Consider the following 16,929-nt stretch of genomic DNA (forward strand, 5'->3'; position numbering starts at 1 on the left):
GGCATGGCCCGTCCGCGCCCCGGCTGAGCTTCGTTACTGGATTCCTGCCTCGGTGCACTTGGCGGCGAAGTCGCCCGTGCACAGCTCCTCCTTGGTGACGTAGCCGTCGGCGACCACGTCCTTCACGGAGTCGAACGTGATGGACACCGGGTCCATCAGCTCGGACGGCACGTCCTTGCCGGACTCGGGGTCCTTGACACTGCCGCTCGCCGAGGGCTTCTCGCCCTTGGCCAGCGCGACGGCGAGCTTGGCGGCGGCGTCGGCCTCCTTCTTGACCGCCTTGTAGACGGTCATGCACTGGTCTCCCGCGAGGATGTTCTGCAGGCCCTGGACGGTGGCGTCCTGGCCGGTGACCGGCACCTTGCCGTTGAGCTTGTTCTTCTTCAGCACGGTGATGGCGGCGTTGCCGAGGCCGTCGTTGGCGGCGAGCACACCGGCGATCTTGGGCTGCGTGGTGAGCATCTGCTCGAAGAGCGTCCCGGCCTGGGTGTTGTCCCAGTCGGGCACGGACTGCTCGGGGCCCTTGACGTACTCGCCGGAGTCGAACTTGGGCTTGAGCACGCCGTCGTAGCCGGCCTTGAACAGGGTGGCGTTGTTGTCGGTCGGCGAGCCGTTGAGGTAGGCCACGATCGGCTTGTCGGCCTTCTTCTCGGTCAGGCACTTGGCCAGGCCCTCGCCCTGAAGCTGGCCGACCTTGGTGTTGTCGAAGCTGACGTAGTAGGCGGCGCCGCCGCCCAGGGTGAGCCGGTCGTAGTCGATGGTGACCACGCCCTGCGAGCGGGCCTTGTCGATCACGGTCTTGCCGGTGCCGCTGTCCAGGTTGACGATCATCAGCACGGTCGCGCCGTTGGTCATCATCTGGTCGGCGATGGTCTGGAAGGCGGTCTTGTCGTTCTGGGCGTTCTGGATGTCGTACTGCACCCCGGCGGCCTTGAACGCCTCCTCCAGATACTTGCGGTCCGCTGTCTCCCAGCGGGCCGAGGACTTGCTGTCGGGCAGGATGACGCCGACCTTGCCGGCGGCCTTCTGCGAACTCGGTGCCGAGGCGCCGGTCGTGCTCTGACCGCCGTCGCCCCCGCAAGCGGTGAGACCGAGGGCGAGCGCGGCGGCCGCGGCGGTCAGGCTGAGGATCCCCTTGCGCATGTGCAGGGTCCTTTCTTCCGGAGGGGCCCGGATGAATGTTGTTTGCGGCAACGTATTCCGCCGTCAGCCGCTTTGGAAGACCCATCGGAGGGGCAGTTTGTTGTTCCCGGTAACAATCCAGAAACGCTCACGCGACACGGCCCGGCCCCGTCGTCCCCCGGCGGTCCGGCCTGCGGTGCCGAGCAAGCGCTTTCCCGGTCGGCGGATCAGAAGGCCAGGCTCTGGGCGATCAGCACCACCGCCGACGTGGCCGCCACCGCCAGGACCGCGGTCCGGACCTTGCCGCCGTCGAGGTGGCGCCGCAGCGGCCCCGACACCGCGAATCCGAGCGCCATCGGCACCAGCAGCACGCCGCCCGTCACCAGGGCCCGGGCCGGCAGCCGGTCCACCGCCGCCAGGATGACCAGCGACTGGGCGGCGCTCAGGAAGAAGAACATGGCCAGGGTCGCGCGGATCTGCGGCCCCTTGGCGTGCTGGTAGACCAGGGCGATCGGCGGGCCGCCGATGCCGGTGGCGGTGCCCGTGACCCCCGAGACGAACCCGGCCCCGGCGATCGTCGCGCCGTTGCGGGGGACGGTCAGGGCGCTCGCCGTGAGGACCACCGCCACCAGCACCATGACGCCCACCAGGACCCCCAGCGCGTGGACCGACACGTGGACCACGATCACCGCGCCGACGGCGCTGCCGGGCAGCCTGCCGAGGACCGCGAACCCGAGCCCGCGCCAGTCCACCCTGCGCCACTCGGCGGCCAGGGTCAGCAGCGGCAACGTCATGTTCGCCACCTGCATCGCGCCGGGCATCACGCCGGGGTCCACCAGGGCGAGGACGGGCGCGGCGACCAGCCCGAGGCCGAAGCCCACGCTCCCCTGGACGATCGCGCCCACGAAAACCGCCACGGAGCCGACAAGGAGGACTAACGCCGTAGAAGTCACGCGAACGAGTCAATCACCATCGCCTCCGGAGGCCCTCCACGGGAAGGGGCATTGCCTTCGCCCCCCGCGCCCGCGTCCTCAGCCGAGGCGGTCTGCCTGGTCGAGCAGATAACGTTGTTCGACCTGGTTGCCGGTCAGGGAAGCCGCCTCGCGGTACAGTCTTGCCGCGCCGTCCGCGTCACCGGTCATCTGCAGCAAATGCGCCCGCACCGCGCGTTCGCGTTGCCGGATCAGTGGGTCCTGGTCGAGTTGGAAGCGGCGGTTGAGATCGTCGAGCAGGGCCAGCCCTCGTGTCGGCCCGTACGCCTTGGTCACCGCCACCACCCGGCTCAGCCGTACCGGTGGGGTGGGGTTGAGCCGTTCGAGCCACAGGTAGAGCGCCGCGATCTGGGGCCAGTCGGTCTGCCGCGGCGAGGCGGCCGCGGCGTGCACGGCCGCGATCGCCGCCTGCAGCTGGTAGAGGCCGACCTCGCGGCGGCTCCAGACGCTGTCGATCAGCTCGGTGCCCTCGCGGATGAGGTCGGAGTTCCATAGCGCCCGGTCCTGCTCGTCCAGGGGCACCAGCTCGTCGTGGCCGCCGGTGCGGGCGGGACGGCGTGCCTCGGTGAGCAGCATCAGCGCGAGCAGGCCGGTGACTTCGGCGTCGCCGGGCAGCGACTCGTGGAGCATGCGGGTCAGCCGGATGGCCTCGCCGGTCAGATCGACGCGGGCGAGCTGGTCACCGGTGGAGGCGGTGTAGCCCTCGTTGAAGATCAGGTAGAGCACCCGCATCACGGCGGCCATCCGGCTGTCGCGGTCGGTGTCGGTCGGCGGGGTGAAGCGGGCGCCGGCGCGGGCCAGTTGCTGCTTGGCACGGCTGATCCGGGTGCCCATGGTGTTCTCGGGCGTCCCGTAGGCGTGCGCGATCTCGGCGGTCGTCAGGCCGCCCACCGCCCGCAGCGTGAGCGTCACCTGAGAGGTGGCGCTCAGCGCGGGGTGGCAGCAGAGCAGCAGCAGGGCGAGACTGTCGTCGGTCTCCTGTGCGGGGCCCGGCCGGCGGGCCGGTTCTTGCATGGCCAGCTCGGCGACGCCGGCCTCCTGCTCGCGCCGACGCCGGGCCTGATCGGCGCGGAGCAGGTCGACCATCCGCCGGTAGCCGACGCGGATCAGCCAGCTGCGCGGGTTCTCCGGCACGCCGTCGGCCGGCCAGGCCCGGCTCGCGGCGAGCAGCGCCTCCTGCACCGCGTCCTCGGCGACCTCGAAGCGGCCGAAGCGCCGCACCAGCGCGCCCAGCACCTGCGGCGCCTCGACGCGCAGAAGATGCTCGATGTCGGCGTTCATACTGACTGTGTCTCTCCCACTGTGCTGCCGGTCACGCGCTCGCTCCGGGCACCGCCCGGCCTGGTCGGTCACGCGGTGAAGTCCTCGCCCATGATCGGCCGGATCTCGATCGGCTCACCCAGCACCTCGACGATCCGCAAGACGATCTCCACGGCGCGTTCCTGACTCGCCACGTCGATCACGGCGAAGCTGGCCAGAACCTCCTTCAGCTCGGCGAACGGCCCGTCGGTCGCCACAACGCCATCAGCGGTCTTGCGGACGGTGGTGCTGACCGCCGGGTGTCCGAGACCCTCGCTGCCGACGAACTCGCCTGTCTCGATCAGTTCCCGCTCGAACTTCTGGTAGGCGGCGAACGCGGCCAGCGCCTCCTCGGAAGGGGTGTCAGCGGTCGCGGCGTCCCAGGCGGCGGCCGGGGTGTAGCTGAGCAGCAGGTACTTCACAGGGCATCCTCTGGTCGAACGTGCGGGGAAGCGTACGCGAGGTCAGGCGGAGCGGCGCAGGGACAGGGCCAGGACGGTCGTCCAGGTGAAGGCGACCAGGCCGTTGAGGGCGATCTGGATGCTCATGTGCTCCGGCGACATGGGCAGCAGCAGGACGAGCGCGGCGGCGCCGCTGCCGACGGCCACCGGCACGGCCCGGCGGCGGGCGCATCGGACGGCCAGCACGACGGCGGCGATGGCCAGCGCGGTGAAGGAGACGGCGGCCGCGGCCGAGTGCGTGATGCCGTGCCAGGACATCCGCGCCGCCGGCCCGTCGGGAGTTCCGGCGGGAAAGCCGTTCTCCGGATCCATGGTGAACACGCCGGCCGCGATCATCCCGGCTCCGAAGATCCCGACGAGGACGGGCAGCGCCCGCCGGCCGACCCCCTCGGTGACGGTGCGCCTGATGCCGCCGGCCAATGCCAGGCCGCCCAGGCCGGCGAGCACGAACGCGGCGATCTGAATCCAGCCGAGGTCGCCGGTGGAGAGCTGGCTGATCGGATGGCGGGTGATGTCGAAGCCCTCGCGGGTGAGCATCTGGACGGTCGCCGAGGCGAAGAACACCGGCCCGGCCAGGGCTCCGGCGAGCAGCAGGCGGCCGGCTGGGCGGTGCGGGGCGGGAACGGCGGCGGTGGCCGGGGTGCCGGCTGCGGTGGTGGCCATGACTTCCTCCTTGACGGGTGGGGCTCCTGCCGCTACCTCGGGGCCGGACCTGAGCCCTCGACACGATCGCGATGTGATCTGGATCACATACGGCTGATGTCGAGGCTCGCCGGCGGGCTCCGAGGTACCGGCGAGCACTCACCAGGACGCACAAGGAGGATGAGATGTCCGAGATGACGGAGACCTGCCGGCCGAGCGAAGACCTGAAGGCCCTGGACCGTCTGGTCGGCACCTGGGCGGTCACCGGCGGCGCCGAGGGGACCGTGCGGTACGAGTGGATGCCCGGCGGCTTCTTCCTGCTCCAGCACGTCGAACTCACCCAGTTCGGCCGGCCTGTCACCGGCCTGGAAGTGATCGGCAACCTGCGCCCGTTCGGCGAGCCCGCCGGGGCGGATGTGATGTCGCGCTTCTACGACTCGACCGGCAACACGCTCGACTACGTGTACGAGCTGACCGGCGACAAGCTGACCATCTGGGGTGGCGCGAAGGGCGGCCCCGCCTACTACGAGGGCACGTTCAGCGCCGACGGCGCGACCGTCACCGGCCAGTGGGTCTACCCCGGCGGAGGCGGATACGCATCCACCATGACCCGAATCTGACATCGGACACGCGCGGACGCCGCCCCCGGATCGCGGGGACGGCGTCCTCGACCTGTGTTACCTGGCGAGCAGCGAACGCAGCACGTACTGCATGATGCCGCCGTGCCGGTAGTAGTCGGCCTCGCCCGGCGTGTCGATGCGGACGACCGCGTCGAACTCCACGTCACCGGCCTTGACGTGCACGGTGCGCGGGATGCCGCCCTTGTTGAGCTCCTCCACCCCGGTGATGTCGAACGTCTCCTCGCCCGTCAGCCCGAGCGACTCCGCCGTGGCCCCCTCGGGGAACTGCAGCGGCAGCACGCCCATGCCGATGAGGTTGGAGCGGTGGATGCGCTCGTACGACTCGGCGATCACGGCGCGGACGCCGAGCAGCGCCGTGCCCTTGGCCGCCCAGTCCCGCGAGGAACCCGAGCCGTACTCCTTGCCGGCCAGCACCACGAGCGGCGTGCCGGCGGCGGCGTAGTTGACGGAGGCGTCGTAGATGAACGACACCGGGCCGTCGGCCTGGGTGAAGTCGCGGGTGTAGCCGCCCTCGGTGCCCGGCGCGATCTGGTTGCGCAGGCGGATGTTGGCGAACGTGCCGCGGATCATCACCTCGTGGTTGCCGCGCCGCGAGCCGTACGAGTTGAAGTCCTTGACCTCGACCCCGTGGGCCTGGAGGTACTGCGCGGCCGGCGTGCCGGTCTTGATGGAGCCGGCCGGCGAGATGTGGTCGGTCGTGACCGAGTCGCCCACCTTGACCAGCACCCGGGCGCCGGCGATGTCGGTGACGGCCTCCGGCTTCTCCGGCATGCCCTCGAAGTACGGGGCCTTGCGGACGTAGGTGGAGTCCGGGTCCCACTCGAACGTGTCGCCCGTCGGGATCGGCAGCGAACGCCAGTGGTCGTCGCCCTTGAACACGTCGGCGTAGTCGCGCTCGAACATGTCACGGCCGATGGAGGAGTTGACCACGGCCGAGATCTCCTCCGGCGACGGCCAGATGTCGCGCAGGAACACCGGCTGCCCGTCGGCGCCCGTGCCGAGCGGCTCGTTGTCGAGGTCGATGTCCATGGTGCCGGCCAGCGCGTACGCCACGACGAGCGGCGGCGAGGCCAGGTAGTTCATCTTGACGTCGGGGTTGATGCGGCCCTCGAAGTTGCGGTTGCCGGACAGCACCGCGGTGACCGCGAGGTCGTTGGCCTGGATCGCCTCGGAGATCTCCTCGGGCAGCGGGCCCGAGTTGCCGATGCAGGTGGTGCAGCCGTAGCCGACGAGGTTGAAGCCGATCTTGTCGAGGTACGGCTGGAGGCCGGAGCGCTCGAAGTAGCCGGTGACGACCTGCGAGCCGGGCGCGAGGGAGGTCTTGACCCACGGCTTGCGGGTCAGGCCCTTCTCCACCGCGTTGCGGGCCAGCAGGGCCGCGCCCAGCATGACGTACGGGTTGGAGGTGTTGGTGCAGGAGGTGATCGCGGCGATGGCGACGATGCCGTGGTCGATCTCGAACGACGTGCCGTCGGCCAGGGTGACCGGCACCTTCTTGTGCGGGCGCTCGCCGTTCAGCGCGGCGGCGTGCGGCTGGTCGCCGTCGCCGTCGTGGCTGATCGCCGGCGCGTCGGAGGCCGGGAACGACTCGTCGGACGCCTCGTCGGCGGGGCCCTGCACGCTGGGCGCGTAGTCCTTGACGGCCGCGCGCCAGGCCCTCTTCGCGTCGGACAGCACGATGCGGTCCTGCGGGCGCTTCGGGCCGGCGATGGACGGGACGACCGTGCCGAGGTCGAGCTCCAGGTACTCGGAGAAGACCGGCTCGGGCGCGGACGGGTCGAGCCACAGTCCCTGGGCCTTGGCGTACGCCTCGACGAGCGCGATCTGCTCCTCGGAGCGGCCGGTGAGGCGCAGGTAGTCGACGGTCTGGCCGTCGATGGGGAAGATCGCGCAGGTGGAGCCGAACTCGGGGCTCATGTTGCCGATCGTGGCCCGGTCGGCCAGCGGCACGGAGGTGACGCCCTCGCCGTAGAACTCGACGAACTTGCCGACCACGCCGTGCTTGCGCAGCATCTCGGTGATGGTGAGCACCAGGTCGGTGGCGGTGGCGCCGGCCGGGAGCTTGCCGCTCAGCTTGAAGCCGACCACGCGCGGGATCAGCATGGAGATCGGCTGGCCGAGCATCGCGGCCTCGGCCTCGATGCCGCCGACGCCCCAGCCGAGGACGCCGATGCCGTTCTCCATCGTGGTGTGGGAGTCGGTGCCGACGCAGGTGTCGGGGTAGGCCTTGCCGTCGCGGGTCATGACCACGCGCGCCAGGTGCTCGATGTTGACCTGGTGGACGATGCCGGTGCCGGGCGGGACGACCTTGAACTCGTCGAAGGCGGTCTGGCCCCAGCGCAGGAACTGGTAGCGCTCGCGGTTGCGCTCGTACTCGCGCTCGACGTTGCGCTGGAAGGCGTCGGGGTGGCCGAAGTAGTCGACGATGACCGAGTGGTCGATGACCATCTCGGCGGGGGCCAGCGGGTTGATGCGGGACGGGTCGCCGCCGAGGTCGCGGACGGCCTCGCGCATGGTGGCCAGGTCGACGACGCAGGGGACGCCGGTGAAGTCCTGCATGATGACGCGGCCGGGGGTGAACTGGATCTCCACGCTGGGGGCCGCGTTCGGGTCCCACTCTCCGAGCGCCCGGATGTGGTCGGCGGTGATGTTCGCGCCGTCCTCGGTGCGGAGGAGGTTCTCCAGCAGGATCTTCAGGCTGTACGGGAGGCGGGCAGCGCCCTCGACGGCGTCCAGCCGGAAAATCTCGTACGACGCGTCGCCGACGCGTAGCGTGTCACGGCTGCCGAAGCTGTTCGCGGACACGGTGATTCGCCTCCTCCATAGACCGTTGCGTGATCGTGGGGACGCTCACGGCTGCCTGCCCGCGGAATTCCGCGCGCTATGCCGGATTCGCTCCCAGTTGAATCCTGCCGCACCCCGGGACTGATCAGCACGTTAGGTGACCCTAACCGGCGGGTGCAGCGGTGTCTCGACATCAAGATATCCCGAAAAGTATCTCGACATCAAGTTAAACGGCACCCACCCCAAGCACCGCCGAACTGAGTGGCGGAAACAGGACAGGCCGGACGGCCGATGACTTGATCTCCCACCCGGCCGGTACGCCGCCGAACTGCGTGCCGCGCTGCTCTGGGGCCCAGCGCAACAACGGCCACAACTCGTTCGAGCAGAGAGGCGGCCGGGCCAACGTGGCCCGCGCGGTCGCCCAGCAGGTGTTCACGACCTCGTGCTCGCCGCCGAACTCCTCCAGCGACGCGCCGAAGCTGCGCTCGTCTCGATCATGATGTCCTGGTAGCGGAGCTGGATCCCGTCGGTGAACACCCGCCGATACGTGGAGGTGAAGACCACATGGGCGTGCAGCCTGTCGACCACACTGCGACCTCGCTGCTTGCCGGGGTTCTCTTCTCACCTCAGCGGCATTCGCCAGCCGATAGCGTGTTCGGTTATGAGGCTGGTGGTGCAGGTGAAGCTCCTGCCGACGCCGGAGCAAGCGGCGGCGCTGGAGGCCACCCTGCGCGCGCGAACAAGGCGGCCGACCTTGTTTCGCGCATCGCCTTCCAGCAGCGGTGTTTTCGTAACTTCGACCTGCGTAAGCACACCTACGAGCAGGTCAAAGCAGTCTTCGGGATGGCCGCGCAGGCCGCCCAGCACGTGATCAAGAAGGTGTGCGACGCCTACCGCACCCTGCACGCCGGCCTGGCCGCCGGAAACCTGGGCAAGCCCGGGTCCGCGCGGCGAGTCAAGGTCGAGAGCAAACCGATCTCCTTTCGCCCCCAGGCCGCCCAGCCGTACGATGACCGGTGTCTGTCCTGGCAGCACGGGGACCGGACGGTGTCGATCTGGACGACTCACGGACGGCTGCGCGGCATCGCCTTCACCGGCTCCGCCGACCAGCTGGCGCTGCTGGCCAAGCACCGCAAAGGTGAGTCCGACCTGGTGTGGCGTGAGGGCGTGTGGTTCCTGCACGCCACCGTCGAGGTGCCGGACGTCCCGATCAACGCGCCGGACGGCTTCTGCGGAGTGGATCTCGGGATCGCCAACATCGCTACCACCAGCACCGGGGTCCGGCACAGCGGCAAGGCCCTGAACGCGGTCCGCCACCGCAACCGTGAGCTGCGCCGCCGTCTGCAGGCCAAGGCCACCAAGTCGGCCAAGCGACTGCTGAAACGACGCCGTCGCAAGGAGGCCCGCTTCGCAGCGGACGTCAACCACCGCATCGCCAAGCAGATCGTGACCGAGGCAGAACGCACCGGGCGCGGCATCGCCCTGGAAGACCTCCAGGGCATCCGCGACCGGGTACGGCTTCGCAAACCCCAGCGGGTCACCCTGCACGTGTGGAGTTTTCGCCAGCTGGGAGCCTTCATCGGCTACAAGGCGGCCAGGGCTGGAGTCGCCGTCATCCACGTGGACCCGGCCTACACCTCCCAGCAATGCTCGCACTGCGGGCACGTAGACAGAAACAACCGGCCCAACCAGGAAACCTTCACCTGCACGTCGTGCGGCTTCGCTGAGCACGCCGACGTCAACGCGGCCCGCAACATCGCCTCACGCGGCGCGGCGGGCTGGGCAGTGAGTCACGCTGCCTGACGCGGACCCCGCCCGTCGACGCCATCGACGGCGAGGAACTGCAAGCCCGGTCGTTCAGGGCCGAGAAGCTGACCTACTACACCGGTCCCGCCACGCACCGGCTCGAGATCTCGCTGGTCACGCGTACGGCACCAAGGAGTTTTCCCCGTCTACCAAGCCGAGCCCCTCGTCTACGGGCTTGAGGCGAACAGCCCGGAAGACCCGTTCAACCCGTACGGTATTACTCCTTCAAGCTCGACCTCGCCGTTGCCGAGTCGAGCTTGAGGTTCGCCGGCAACGGCGAGATGAATCAGATACGGCGGGCGGCTCGACCACCCAGACGATCGACCGCGCCTACGCGCTGAGATGAGCGCATGGCAGTACGAGCCGAGATGAGCGTCGGGCGGCCGTGGGACGACCGTCCCGTGGCCGCCCGTGCGCTGTGTCCGCAGGGGACGGATCACACGGGCGCGAGGCGGACGAAGAGCAGGCCGATGATGGCGATGGACAGCACGGGGGCGAGGATCTTCTGCTCGAACTTCTTGCCGGTCTTGATGCCGATCTTCCACGGCAGGACGAACTTCACCGACATCGGCCAGAGCACCGGGCAGCCGCGCTCGGTCATGCAGTCGCCGAGCACGTGGATCAGGCAGCCGAGGGCCACGGCCATGCCGAGCCAGGCGTACCCCACCCCCTGGGAGAGGAAGACGGCGTACAGGCCGGCGGTGAGCCCGACGTTGATGAGCGCCGAGCCCATCTTGTTGCCGGGGATGCCGATGCCGATCGCGCGTAAGGCGAGCCCGATGAGCAGGACCACCATGATGTCGCGCCCGATCGGGTAGGCGTTCGCCAGCCAGTGGGCGCCCAGCCCGAGCGCGACCGCGAATACGAGGGAGTGGGTGGCGCCGCGGTGCCCGCCGCTCACCCAGCAGACCGCCTTGCTCAGCACCCAGGTGACGGGGCCGAAGGTCTGGGCGATCGTCGCGCTGGGGTGGTCGAGGTCGGGGAGCATGGCGGCGCCCGCGCAGATGATCGCCCCGGCGATGAACTCGGCCGGGTTCAGCGCGTTGGCCATGATGCCGGTCTCGATGAACCGGCTCGAATCCGTCACCATCGGCAGCGCCGCGAGTGTCGGCGCGAGTCCCAGCCAGGCGATGGCCCCGGTCATCGCGTGCGTGTGCCCCATCATGATCCGGACTGTACGGCAAAGCGGGGACAGGTGAGCATGCCGCCGGGGAACGTTCCCGTGACCCCTTCTTTGGACGGGAACGCCCCTTCTTTGGACGGGAACGCGGCTTCTTCGGGTGGGAACGCGGCCGGGGCGCGGAGCCGGTGGTGAGGGCATGGGCCGGGCAGACGGCCGCCGCCACAAGGTCCGGACATGCAGACGAGGCCGTTTCCACGGCGACAGCACCCCCCAGCCCTGCCGACGCGGAACGACCTCGTCCGCACTGAACAACGACGGCGTTCCGGATCCTGTTCCCGGATTTCGCGACTTTTTCGTGATCTGCCTCACTCTGACGCAGCGTTGCGAACGACATTCTTCCGATATATCGTTGAAGCATCGCGAACAGTCGCGAGGTATCTCAAGGAGGAAATATCATGACAACGTCACATGCGAGCTCCGCAGCAGGTGGGCAGTGGCCCGACGCGCGCGAGTTCAAGCGAGCCGCCCGCGAAGCCGTCCAGGCCCTGAGGGCCGCGGCAGGAGCGTGGGAGGAGTCGGGCCGCCGCCGCCATCACCACGGCCCGCACGAGGAGAGGCACCGAGGCCGGCGCGGCGGCCCGTTCCCGCCCGAGTTCGGCCGGGGCCCCTGGGGGCCGGGCGGCCCGTTCGGTCCCGGCGGCCCGTTCGGCCACCGCGGCTGGGGCGGCCGGGGCCGCAAGGCCAAGCGCGGCGACGTGCGCGCCGCGATCCTGGCGCTGCTCTCCGAGGAGCCGCGCAACGGCTACCAGATCATCCAGGAGATCGCCGAACGCAGCGAGGGCGGCTGGAAGCCCAGCCCCGGCGCCGTGTACCCGGCGCTCCAGCAGCTCACCGACGAGGGCCTGGTCGTGGCCGAGGAGAACGAGGGCCGCAAGACCTTCCGCCTCACCGACTCCGGCCGCGCGTACATCGAGTCCCACAGCGACGAGATCCGCGCCCCGTGGGACGAGATGCGTCCCGACATCGACGACAACGCCGCCGACTTGTGGGACATCGCGCGCCAGTCCGCGTTCGCCATGGTTCAAGTTCTCCAGACCGGAAGCGACGCACAGATCCGCGAAGCGCGTAAGACTCTTGTTGAGACCCGGCGCAAGCTCTACCAGATCCTGGCCGACGGCGACCCGGGCGAGGAGTGACCGCATGACCGGCTTCGCAACGGACAGCCGGCTCGGAGAGAGGGAGGCCCCCACCATGGACCCCAAGGATCTCCGCATCGGCGACGCCGAACGCGAGCGGACGATGGAGGCCCTGCGCGAGCACTTCGCGCAGGGCCGGCTCGACCACCAGGAACTCGACGAGCGCCTGGACCGGACGCTGGCCGCCAAGACCTCCCGCGACCTCGCGGAGATCACGGCCGACCTGCCCGGCTCCCCCGCCGTCCACCCCGGCCCGTCCATGCCCGGCCCGCCCGGCATGGACGACTGGAAGGCCGCGATGCGCGCCCACCGGCAGCAGATGGAGCACACCCACGACGCCCACCGCGAGACGCGCCGCGCCTACCGCGACATGCGCCGCGGAGGCCGCCGCCACCACGGCCCGCCGCCGTTCCTGCCGATCCTGGGCGTGTTCCTCGTCCTGGGGGCGATCTTCGGCGGGTGGGGCGTGCTGAAGGTGCTGTTCGTGCTGTGGATCGTGGGCATGGTGTTCGGCTTCATCCGCCGCAACTCCCACCGCCGCTGACCGGCCGGCCGGGCGATCGGCAGCCCGGTCAGCCGTCCTCGGGAGTGACGGAGACGACGCTGACCCGCCGCACCCGCGGGTCACGGGCGAGCGCCCGGAAGGTGCCGGGGGAAGCGGTCATGGCCCACCCGTGGACCTTCGCCTCGTCGGCCGCGGCACGGAGCTCGGACAGCTCCAGACCGACGCGCTCCAGATAGGGCCGGTCGTCCTCGCGGAGGAGGGAGACCCAGCGGCGGAACTGCTCGGTGGCCGGGACTCTGCCGGTCGTCCCAGCCGCGCAGGTGTCGAAACCGCGCGACCCGCAGTAGACGGCGCCGGTGTCCCACGAGAGCGGCTTGCCCTGCGGGCGTGCGCCGGACAGCAGGAACACGTCAATGTTCGTGGTCCAGAGTCCTCGCAAGGCCATGAGGTCGAGCGGTGCCCGAAGCTCCACGACACCCTCCACCTGAAGACCGTCGGGCAGCTCCTTCAGCAGGGCGGAGGACTCGCCGGCGCCGCCGGCTCGCGCAGGGGCGCCGAACTCTTCGAGTGCGGCGGCCATTCGTGAACGGGGGATCACCGGCAGGCGCACATCGCCGGAGTGACTCAGGACGAGCGCGTCCGTCCATGTGGTGTGCGCCTCCGGCCCGCTCCCCTGCTCCGAGAAGGCCATGGAGAGCTCCCGCCCCCGCTCGGTCCTTTTCCACGATCCACGCGCCCAGTCGAAGGCGATCTCGTAGTCGGGATTGGCGACGGCCAGGGCGTTCCTGAGGACGAGATGGGCCCTCTCGTCGCTCAGCTCGTCACCGGACAACGAGACCCTGACGAGGAGAACGACCAAAAGGGCCACGAAGGCGCACCCGGCGGCCAGGTACGTCCACCTGGCATGGACCTTGCGCATGAACCGTCCCCAGCCGTCCGAATGCGCTCCTCATGGATGAATGAGCGAGCGACGCACTCCGCCCGTCAACCGTACAATCGCCCGTCGCCGCCCCATGAGCACTCATCGGGTTCGTCGTCGGCGCAATGGTTGGCGATCCTCACGAGGTACATGGTGCTGACATAGTCCTGCTGCAGGAGCTCGCGAAGAAGCACGGGATTCTCCGCATGCTGGATGTAGGCATGGACTTTTCCAGCCCGTGCTATGTCCTTCAACCGGGCAAGGCCCAGCCCGAAGTGCTGAAGCACCGGTTCGTCGGACGGCAGGAGCGAGTCGACCCAATGGCGGAAATCTTGCGTGACGGCGTCGCCGTCGCCCCCGCAGGCGTGGCAGAACAAGCCGACCCGGCTGTCCCAGTAAACCGGCGTCCCCCCAGAGCAGGGGAGAACACTCCGTTGGTCACGGGCAGATGCCTACGGCCACGGATTTCGTCCACCGTCAAAGGCCGCGTCAACTCCACGACTGCGGTGACCTCCTTGGTGCGGCCCACTCGCCGTAACGCGGCGTCGACATCCTGTTTCGCCGGCCCGCCGCCTTGCCCGACGCGACGCAGCGCAGCCGACAGATCGCGGGATTCTGGCGTGTCGAGCCGCCGGGCGGCCTCTTCCAGCGGGACGGGCTTGTGGTCGCCGCCGAGGGTGTAGGAGAAACCTCCCGAGTCCCGGTCCTGGCGGATGCCGAACGCCGCGACGGCGCCGCTCGACTCCCCATTGGGCGAGGCGTGCAGATCGACGGCCATCTCGTCCGGCCGCCGCCCGAAGGCATAGTCTCCGGAGTTCACGACGTACTCGGGGTGGGACGCGCGGAAGGCGTTGGCCACGACATGTCCGAAGTGGTCGATGTCCGTGTACCGGGGAATCGAGTCCGCGCCACCGCACGCCGCCAGCAGCACCCAGCACAATCCCGCCGCTATCGCTGTTCCGCGCACTTTCAGCACAACGCCCTTCCGTGATGGGCCCGGAGCGGGGCGCAGGTCTGCTGCCCCGTCCCGGGTCGCGTGTGTCAGAGGCTTCTGACGCAGTTCTTCGTCAGCTGGCCGACCTGTGTCCCGTTGGGCACCGCCCAATTGCAGATGATGCCGACCCGCTCCCCTGCTCCGAGAAGGCCATGGACAGCTCTCGCCCTGATCGGTCTTCCTCCACGTCCCACTCTCCCGGTCGAAGGCGATCTCGTAGTCGGGATTGGCGACGGCCAGGGCGTTCTTGAGGACGAGATCGGCCCTCTCGTCGCTGAGCTCGTCACCGGGCCTGACGAGAAGGCCCGCTGCCAGGAGCGCGAAGGCGCATCCGATGGCCAGGTACGGAATCGGCCCGTCCGGCGGTATCGACGCGCGAATATCGCTCGGTTCGCTTTAGTTGATTTTGGTCGGCAAATCACGGTTGACGATGCGAGCCCAGTCGACATGGCGGCTGTCAAGCATCTTCACATGGACCTTACCTGGCGCTTCGGAGATGTAGCCGTAAACAAATCCTTGCTGTGACCACCGTTTCAGCTCAGAGAGACCGAGTCGGAATTTGCGAAGCAGGTGATCATCGTCCGGCTCGAGTCGGGACACCCAATAACGGAACTCTTCGAGCTGGTCACCTTCGATCTCACCGCCCGCCCCCATCAGTTCTCTGACTTCATCGCTCCAATCCCATCCAATGGGCTTGACGTTGTGTCGCAGGAAATTTCCCGCATTCGACTCGGTCCCGAAAGGGCTGAAAAACACCACATCCGCAGCGGCCAGCCGGCCATCGTTGGCATTGCTTTCGACCAGCTCTCCGTAAGCGTCCCAAGGAATGCCTTCTTTGAAGCCGACCACCAGCCCATAATGGGCATCAGGATGCTCCTTCAGCAGTCTCTGCACTGTCTTGATCGGAGTCTCATGAAAGGTGAGAGGGTTGGAGATGATGCTTGAAAGGTACGTCTCCTCTACCGTGGGGCCGATCAGGGAGCCGTCCAGCTCCAGTTCCACACTCCCATTCTTGTAGAGCCATGCCTTTCGCGCGTCATATCCAAGAGGCTGGAGAGAGAAGCTCATCTTTCTGCTCTTATCCACCAGACTCAAGCCGGCACGGCAGGCACCGGGCGAGTAATCCCCTACTTCGTGAATATTGTAAGCAGGATTCGTCACCTTAACCGATCCGATCACCGCGAACTTGGTGTGGTCGAAGTCGCTGTCACACCTCCATGGCCCCGGCCATAGAATCCAAGAGAGGCAGGCAGCCACAAGGGTCAGCGTGAACAGTATCGCCAGTTTGCGCCGAGGTCCTCGTTCGGGCACTTGTAAGCTCCTCAGACGTCATGCGCTATGGGAGAAACGCCGGGGTCCTGGAAGCCGTAGCTCGAGCTTAAGCTTCTGGTTCGGGAATCTGTTCTTCCCAGTGGAGACGAGCCTGCACTCCAGCGGCCTCGCCCATTCCGTGGTCCTGCCGAAGAGATCGGTATCTATCTCGCGACTTATTCTGAAGAATATGTCTGGCTCCACGTGTCGTAGTGACAACGGGCAGAGTCCTTGGTTCCTCTGCCGTCATTCTTTGTCCAGGTGAAGTCGACTGTCATGTCGTTTGAGTACCGTGACCATGCAGATGGACGCGCCGCTCTCGATGCATTGCGCTCTTACCGGCGGCACGCTGCTGATGAATATTTCCTTGTCCTAGAGGTCGATCCCCCTGCCGACATCCGTCCCCTTACAGTCTTTACTCTTTTCGTGCTACATGTGTGATCACAGGCCCAGCGTCGTAGCCGCCGCTGATTCCGATCTCCGGGCTCCCGCCGAACTTGTCATGCATGAAGCATGCACGGCTCGCCATGAAGACCGTCGTGTTCTTCGTGTTCTTCGTGTATCGGTTCGGCGCCTCTGGATCCTTGCTCCGGCCGGTGACGACCTTGGCGAACGCGCTCTTCTTCTTGATCTGACCTGTCGAGTCCTCTGTGATGCCGTACTTCTTACTCTTCGAGATCAGACTGGACAGGGTGGCGACGTCATCGAGCTGCCAGACCTCGTCCTGATCCGTGGTAGAGATTTCTCGGCTTCCCTTCCACTTGGCCTGTACAGAGGTCTCCCAGTACCAGCCCTTGGCCCCCAGCGATTCCCGGATCGTGCAGAACATGGAGGCATTGTCGATGACCTCGTATTCCAGAGGCTTGCCTCCGCCGCGCCCTCGAAGGCGCCCTCGGACGCATACCCCTTACCCGTCTCCCCGCATCCAGGAGCTTCGACTGCGGATCCTGATGCTGCAACCGCCAGCCGGCCTCCGCACCCGCTGTCCGGATCATCGACCTTCGCAACCGAGGACGAGGATGCTGAGAGTCGGCTCGATTCCCTCAATCTGGCCCGGCTCCGAAGCGGCCGAAGGCGCGGCGGACGAAGAAGTCTCCTTCCAGGTGCGCCTGACCAAGGCGGTCACGCGCACGT

General features: G+C 68.1%; 16 protein-coding genes. 5 read left to right on the forward strand and 11 right to left on the reverse strand.

Translation table 11 applies throughout. From position 1 onward, the window contains the following. Nucleotides 1–33: 33 nt before the first annotated feature. The 5 genes from AB0H81_RS15455 to AB0H81_RS15475 all read right to left on the reverse strand — a co-directional run bounded on the left by AB0H81_RS15455 (nt 34) and on the right by AB0H81_RS15475 (nt 4,537). Complete coding sequence (locus AB0H81_RS15455) at nt 34–1,143, reverse strand: substrate-binding domain-containing protein (protein ID WP_358374501.1); 1,110 nt, start codon at nt 1,141–1,143, stop codon at nt 34–36. A gap of 206 nt (nt 1,144–1,349) precedes the next feature. Next, entirely contained in the window at nt 1,350–2,039 is a 690-nt protein-coding gene (locus AB0H81_RS15460) for a sulfite exporter TauE/SafE family protein (RefSeq protein WP_358374504.1), read from the reverse strand. 114 nt (nt 2,040–2,153) lie between these two features. Then, complete coding sequence (locus AB0H81_RS15465) at nt 2,154–3,395, reverse strand: sigma-70 family RNA polymerase sigma factor (RefSeq protein ID WP_358374507.1); 1,242 nt, start codon at nt 3,393–3,395, stop codon at nt 2,154–2,156. A 68-nt stretch (nt 3,396–3,463) separates the two neighbouring features. Then, on the reverse strand, nt 3,464–3,835 hold the full coding sequence (locus AB0H81_RS15470) for a YciI family protein (RefSeq protein ID WP_358374510.1): 372 nt from the start codon (nt 3,833–3,835) through the stop codon (nt 3,464–3,466). Nucleotides 3,836–3,877: 42 nt separating this feature from the next. Then, nucleotides 3,878–4,537 (reverse strand): DUF998 domain-containing protein, encoded by a 660-nt coding sequence (locus AB0H81_RS15475; protein WP_358374512.1) that lies wholly within the window; start codon nt 4,535–4,537, stop codon nt 3,878–3,880. A gap of 164 nt (nt 4,538–4,701) precedes the next feature. Between AB0H81_RS15475 and AB0H81_RS15480 the strand changes: the two genes are divergently transcribed. Further along, nucleotides 4,702–5,136 carry a hypothetical protein gene (locus AB0H81_RS15480; protein ID WP_358374514.1) on the forward strand — a complete coding sequence of 145 codons (435 nt, stop codon included), beginning with the start codon at nt 4,702–4,704 and terminating at the stop codon, nt 5,134–5,136. 57 nt (nt 5,137–5,193) lie between these two features. On the opposite strand, the gene acnA is transcribed toward AB0H81_RS15480, so the two are convergent. After that, entirely contained in the window at nt 5,194–7,968 is a 2,775-nt protein-coding gene (gene acnA, locus AB0H81_RS15485; protein WP_358374593.1) for an aconitate hydratase AcnA, read from the reverse strand. A gap of 269 nt (nt 7,969–8,237) precedes the next feature. Between acnA and AB0H81_RS15490 the strand changes: the two genes are divergently transcribed. Beyond that, complete coding sequence (locus tag AB0H81_RS15490; RefSeq protein ID WP_358374516.1) at nt 8,238–8,441, forward strand: hypothetical protein; 204 nt, start codon at nt 8,238–8,240, stop codon at nt 8,439–8,441. A 64-nt stretch (nt 8,442–8,505) separates the two neighbouring features. Continuing rightward, complete coding sequence (locus AB0H81_RS15495; RefSeq protein WP_358374518.1) at nt 8,506–9,744, forward strand: transposase; 1,239 nt, start codon at nt 8,506–8,508, stop codon at nt 9,742–9,744. Between the two features lie 439 nt (nt 9,745–10,183). On the opposite strand, the gene AB0H81_RS15500 is transcribed toward AB0H81_RS15495, so the two are convergent. Continuing rightward, nucleotides 10,184–10,912: a metal-dependent hydrolase gene (locus AB0H81_RS15500; protein ID WP_358374520.1), complete on the reverse strand. Its 729-nt coding sequence runs from the start codon at nt 10,910–10,912 to the stop codon at nt 10,184–10,186. 413 nt (nt 10,913–11,325) lie between these two features. Here AB0H81_RS15500 and AB0H81_RS15505 point away from each other — a divergent pair, with 413 nt between their 5' ends. Then, on the forward strand, nt 11,326–12,066 hold the full coding sequence (locus tag AB0H81_RS15505) for a PadR family transcriptional regulator (RefSeq protein WP_358374522.1): 741 nt from the start codon (nt 11,326–11,328) through the stop codon (nt 12,064–12,066). A gap of 4 nt (nt 12,067–12,070) precedes the next feature. After that, nucleotides 12,071–12,610, forward strand: a complete 540-nt coding sequence (locus AB0H81_RS15510) for a DUF1707 domain-containing protein (protein WP_358374525.1) — start codon at nt 12,071–12,073, stop codon at nt 12,608–12,610. Nucleotides 12,611–12,638: 28 nt separating this feature from the next. On the opposite strand, the gene AB0H81_RS15515 is transcribed toward AB0H81_RS15510, so the two are convergent. The 4 genes from AB0H81_RS15515 to AB0H81_RS15530 form a co-directional block, all read right to left on the reverse strand. Beyond that, nucleotides 12,639–13,490 (reverse strand): hypothetical protein, encoded by an 852-nt coding sequence (locus AB0H81_RS15515; protein WP_358374527.1) that lies wholly within the window; start codon nt 13,488–13,490, stop codon nt 12,639–12,641. Nucleotides 13,491–13,740: 250 nt separating this feature from the next. Next, entirely contained in the window at nt 13,741–14,466 is a 726-nt protein-coding gene (locus tag AB0H81_RS15520; RefSeq protein WP_358374530.1) for a hypothetical protein, read from the reverse strand. Nucleotides 14,467–14,880: 414 nt separating this feature from the next. Next, nucleotides 14,881–15,795: a hypothetical protein gene (locus AB0H81_RS15525; protein WP_358374532.1), complete on the reverse strand. Its 915-nt coding sequence runs from the start codon at nt 15,793–15,795 to the stop codon at nt 14,881–14,883. A gap of 415 nt (nt 15,796–16,210) precedes the next feature. Beyond that, on the reverse strand, nt 16,211–16,624 hold the full coding sequence (locus tag AB0H81_RS15530; protein ID WP_358374535.1) for a hypothetical protein: 414 nt from the start codon (nt 16,622–16,624) through the stop codon (nt 16,211–16,213). Between the last annotated feature and the right edge of the window lie 305 nt (nt 16,625–16,929).

It is taken from the genome of Nonomuraea sp. NPDC050691 (assembly GCF_040654455.1).
Lineage (GTDB): Bacteria > Actinomycetota > Actinomycetes > Streptosporangiales > Streptosporangiaceae > Nonomuraea.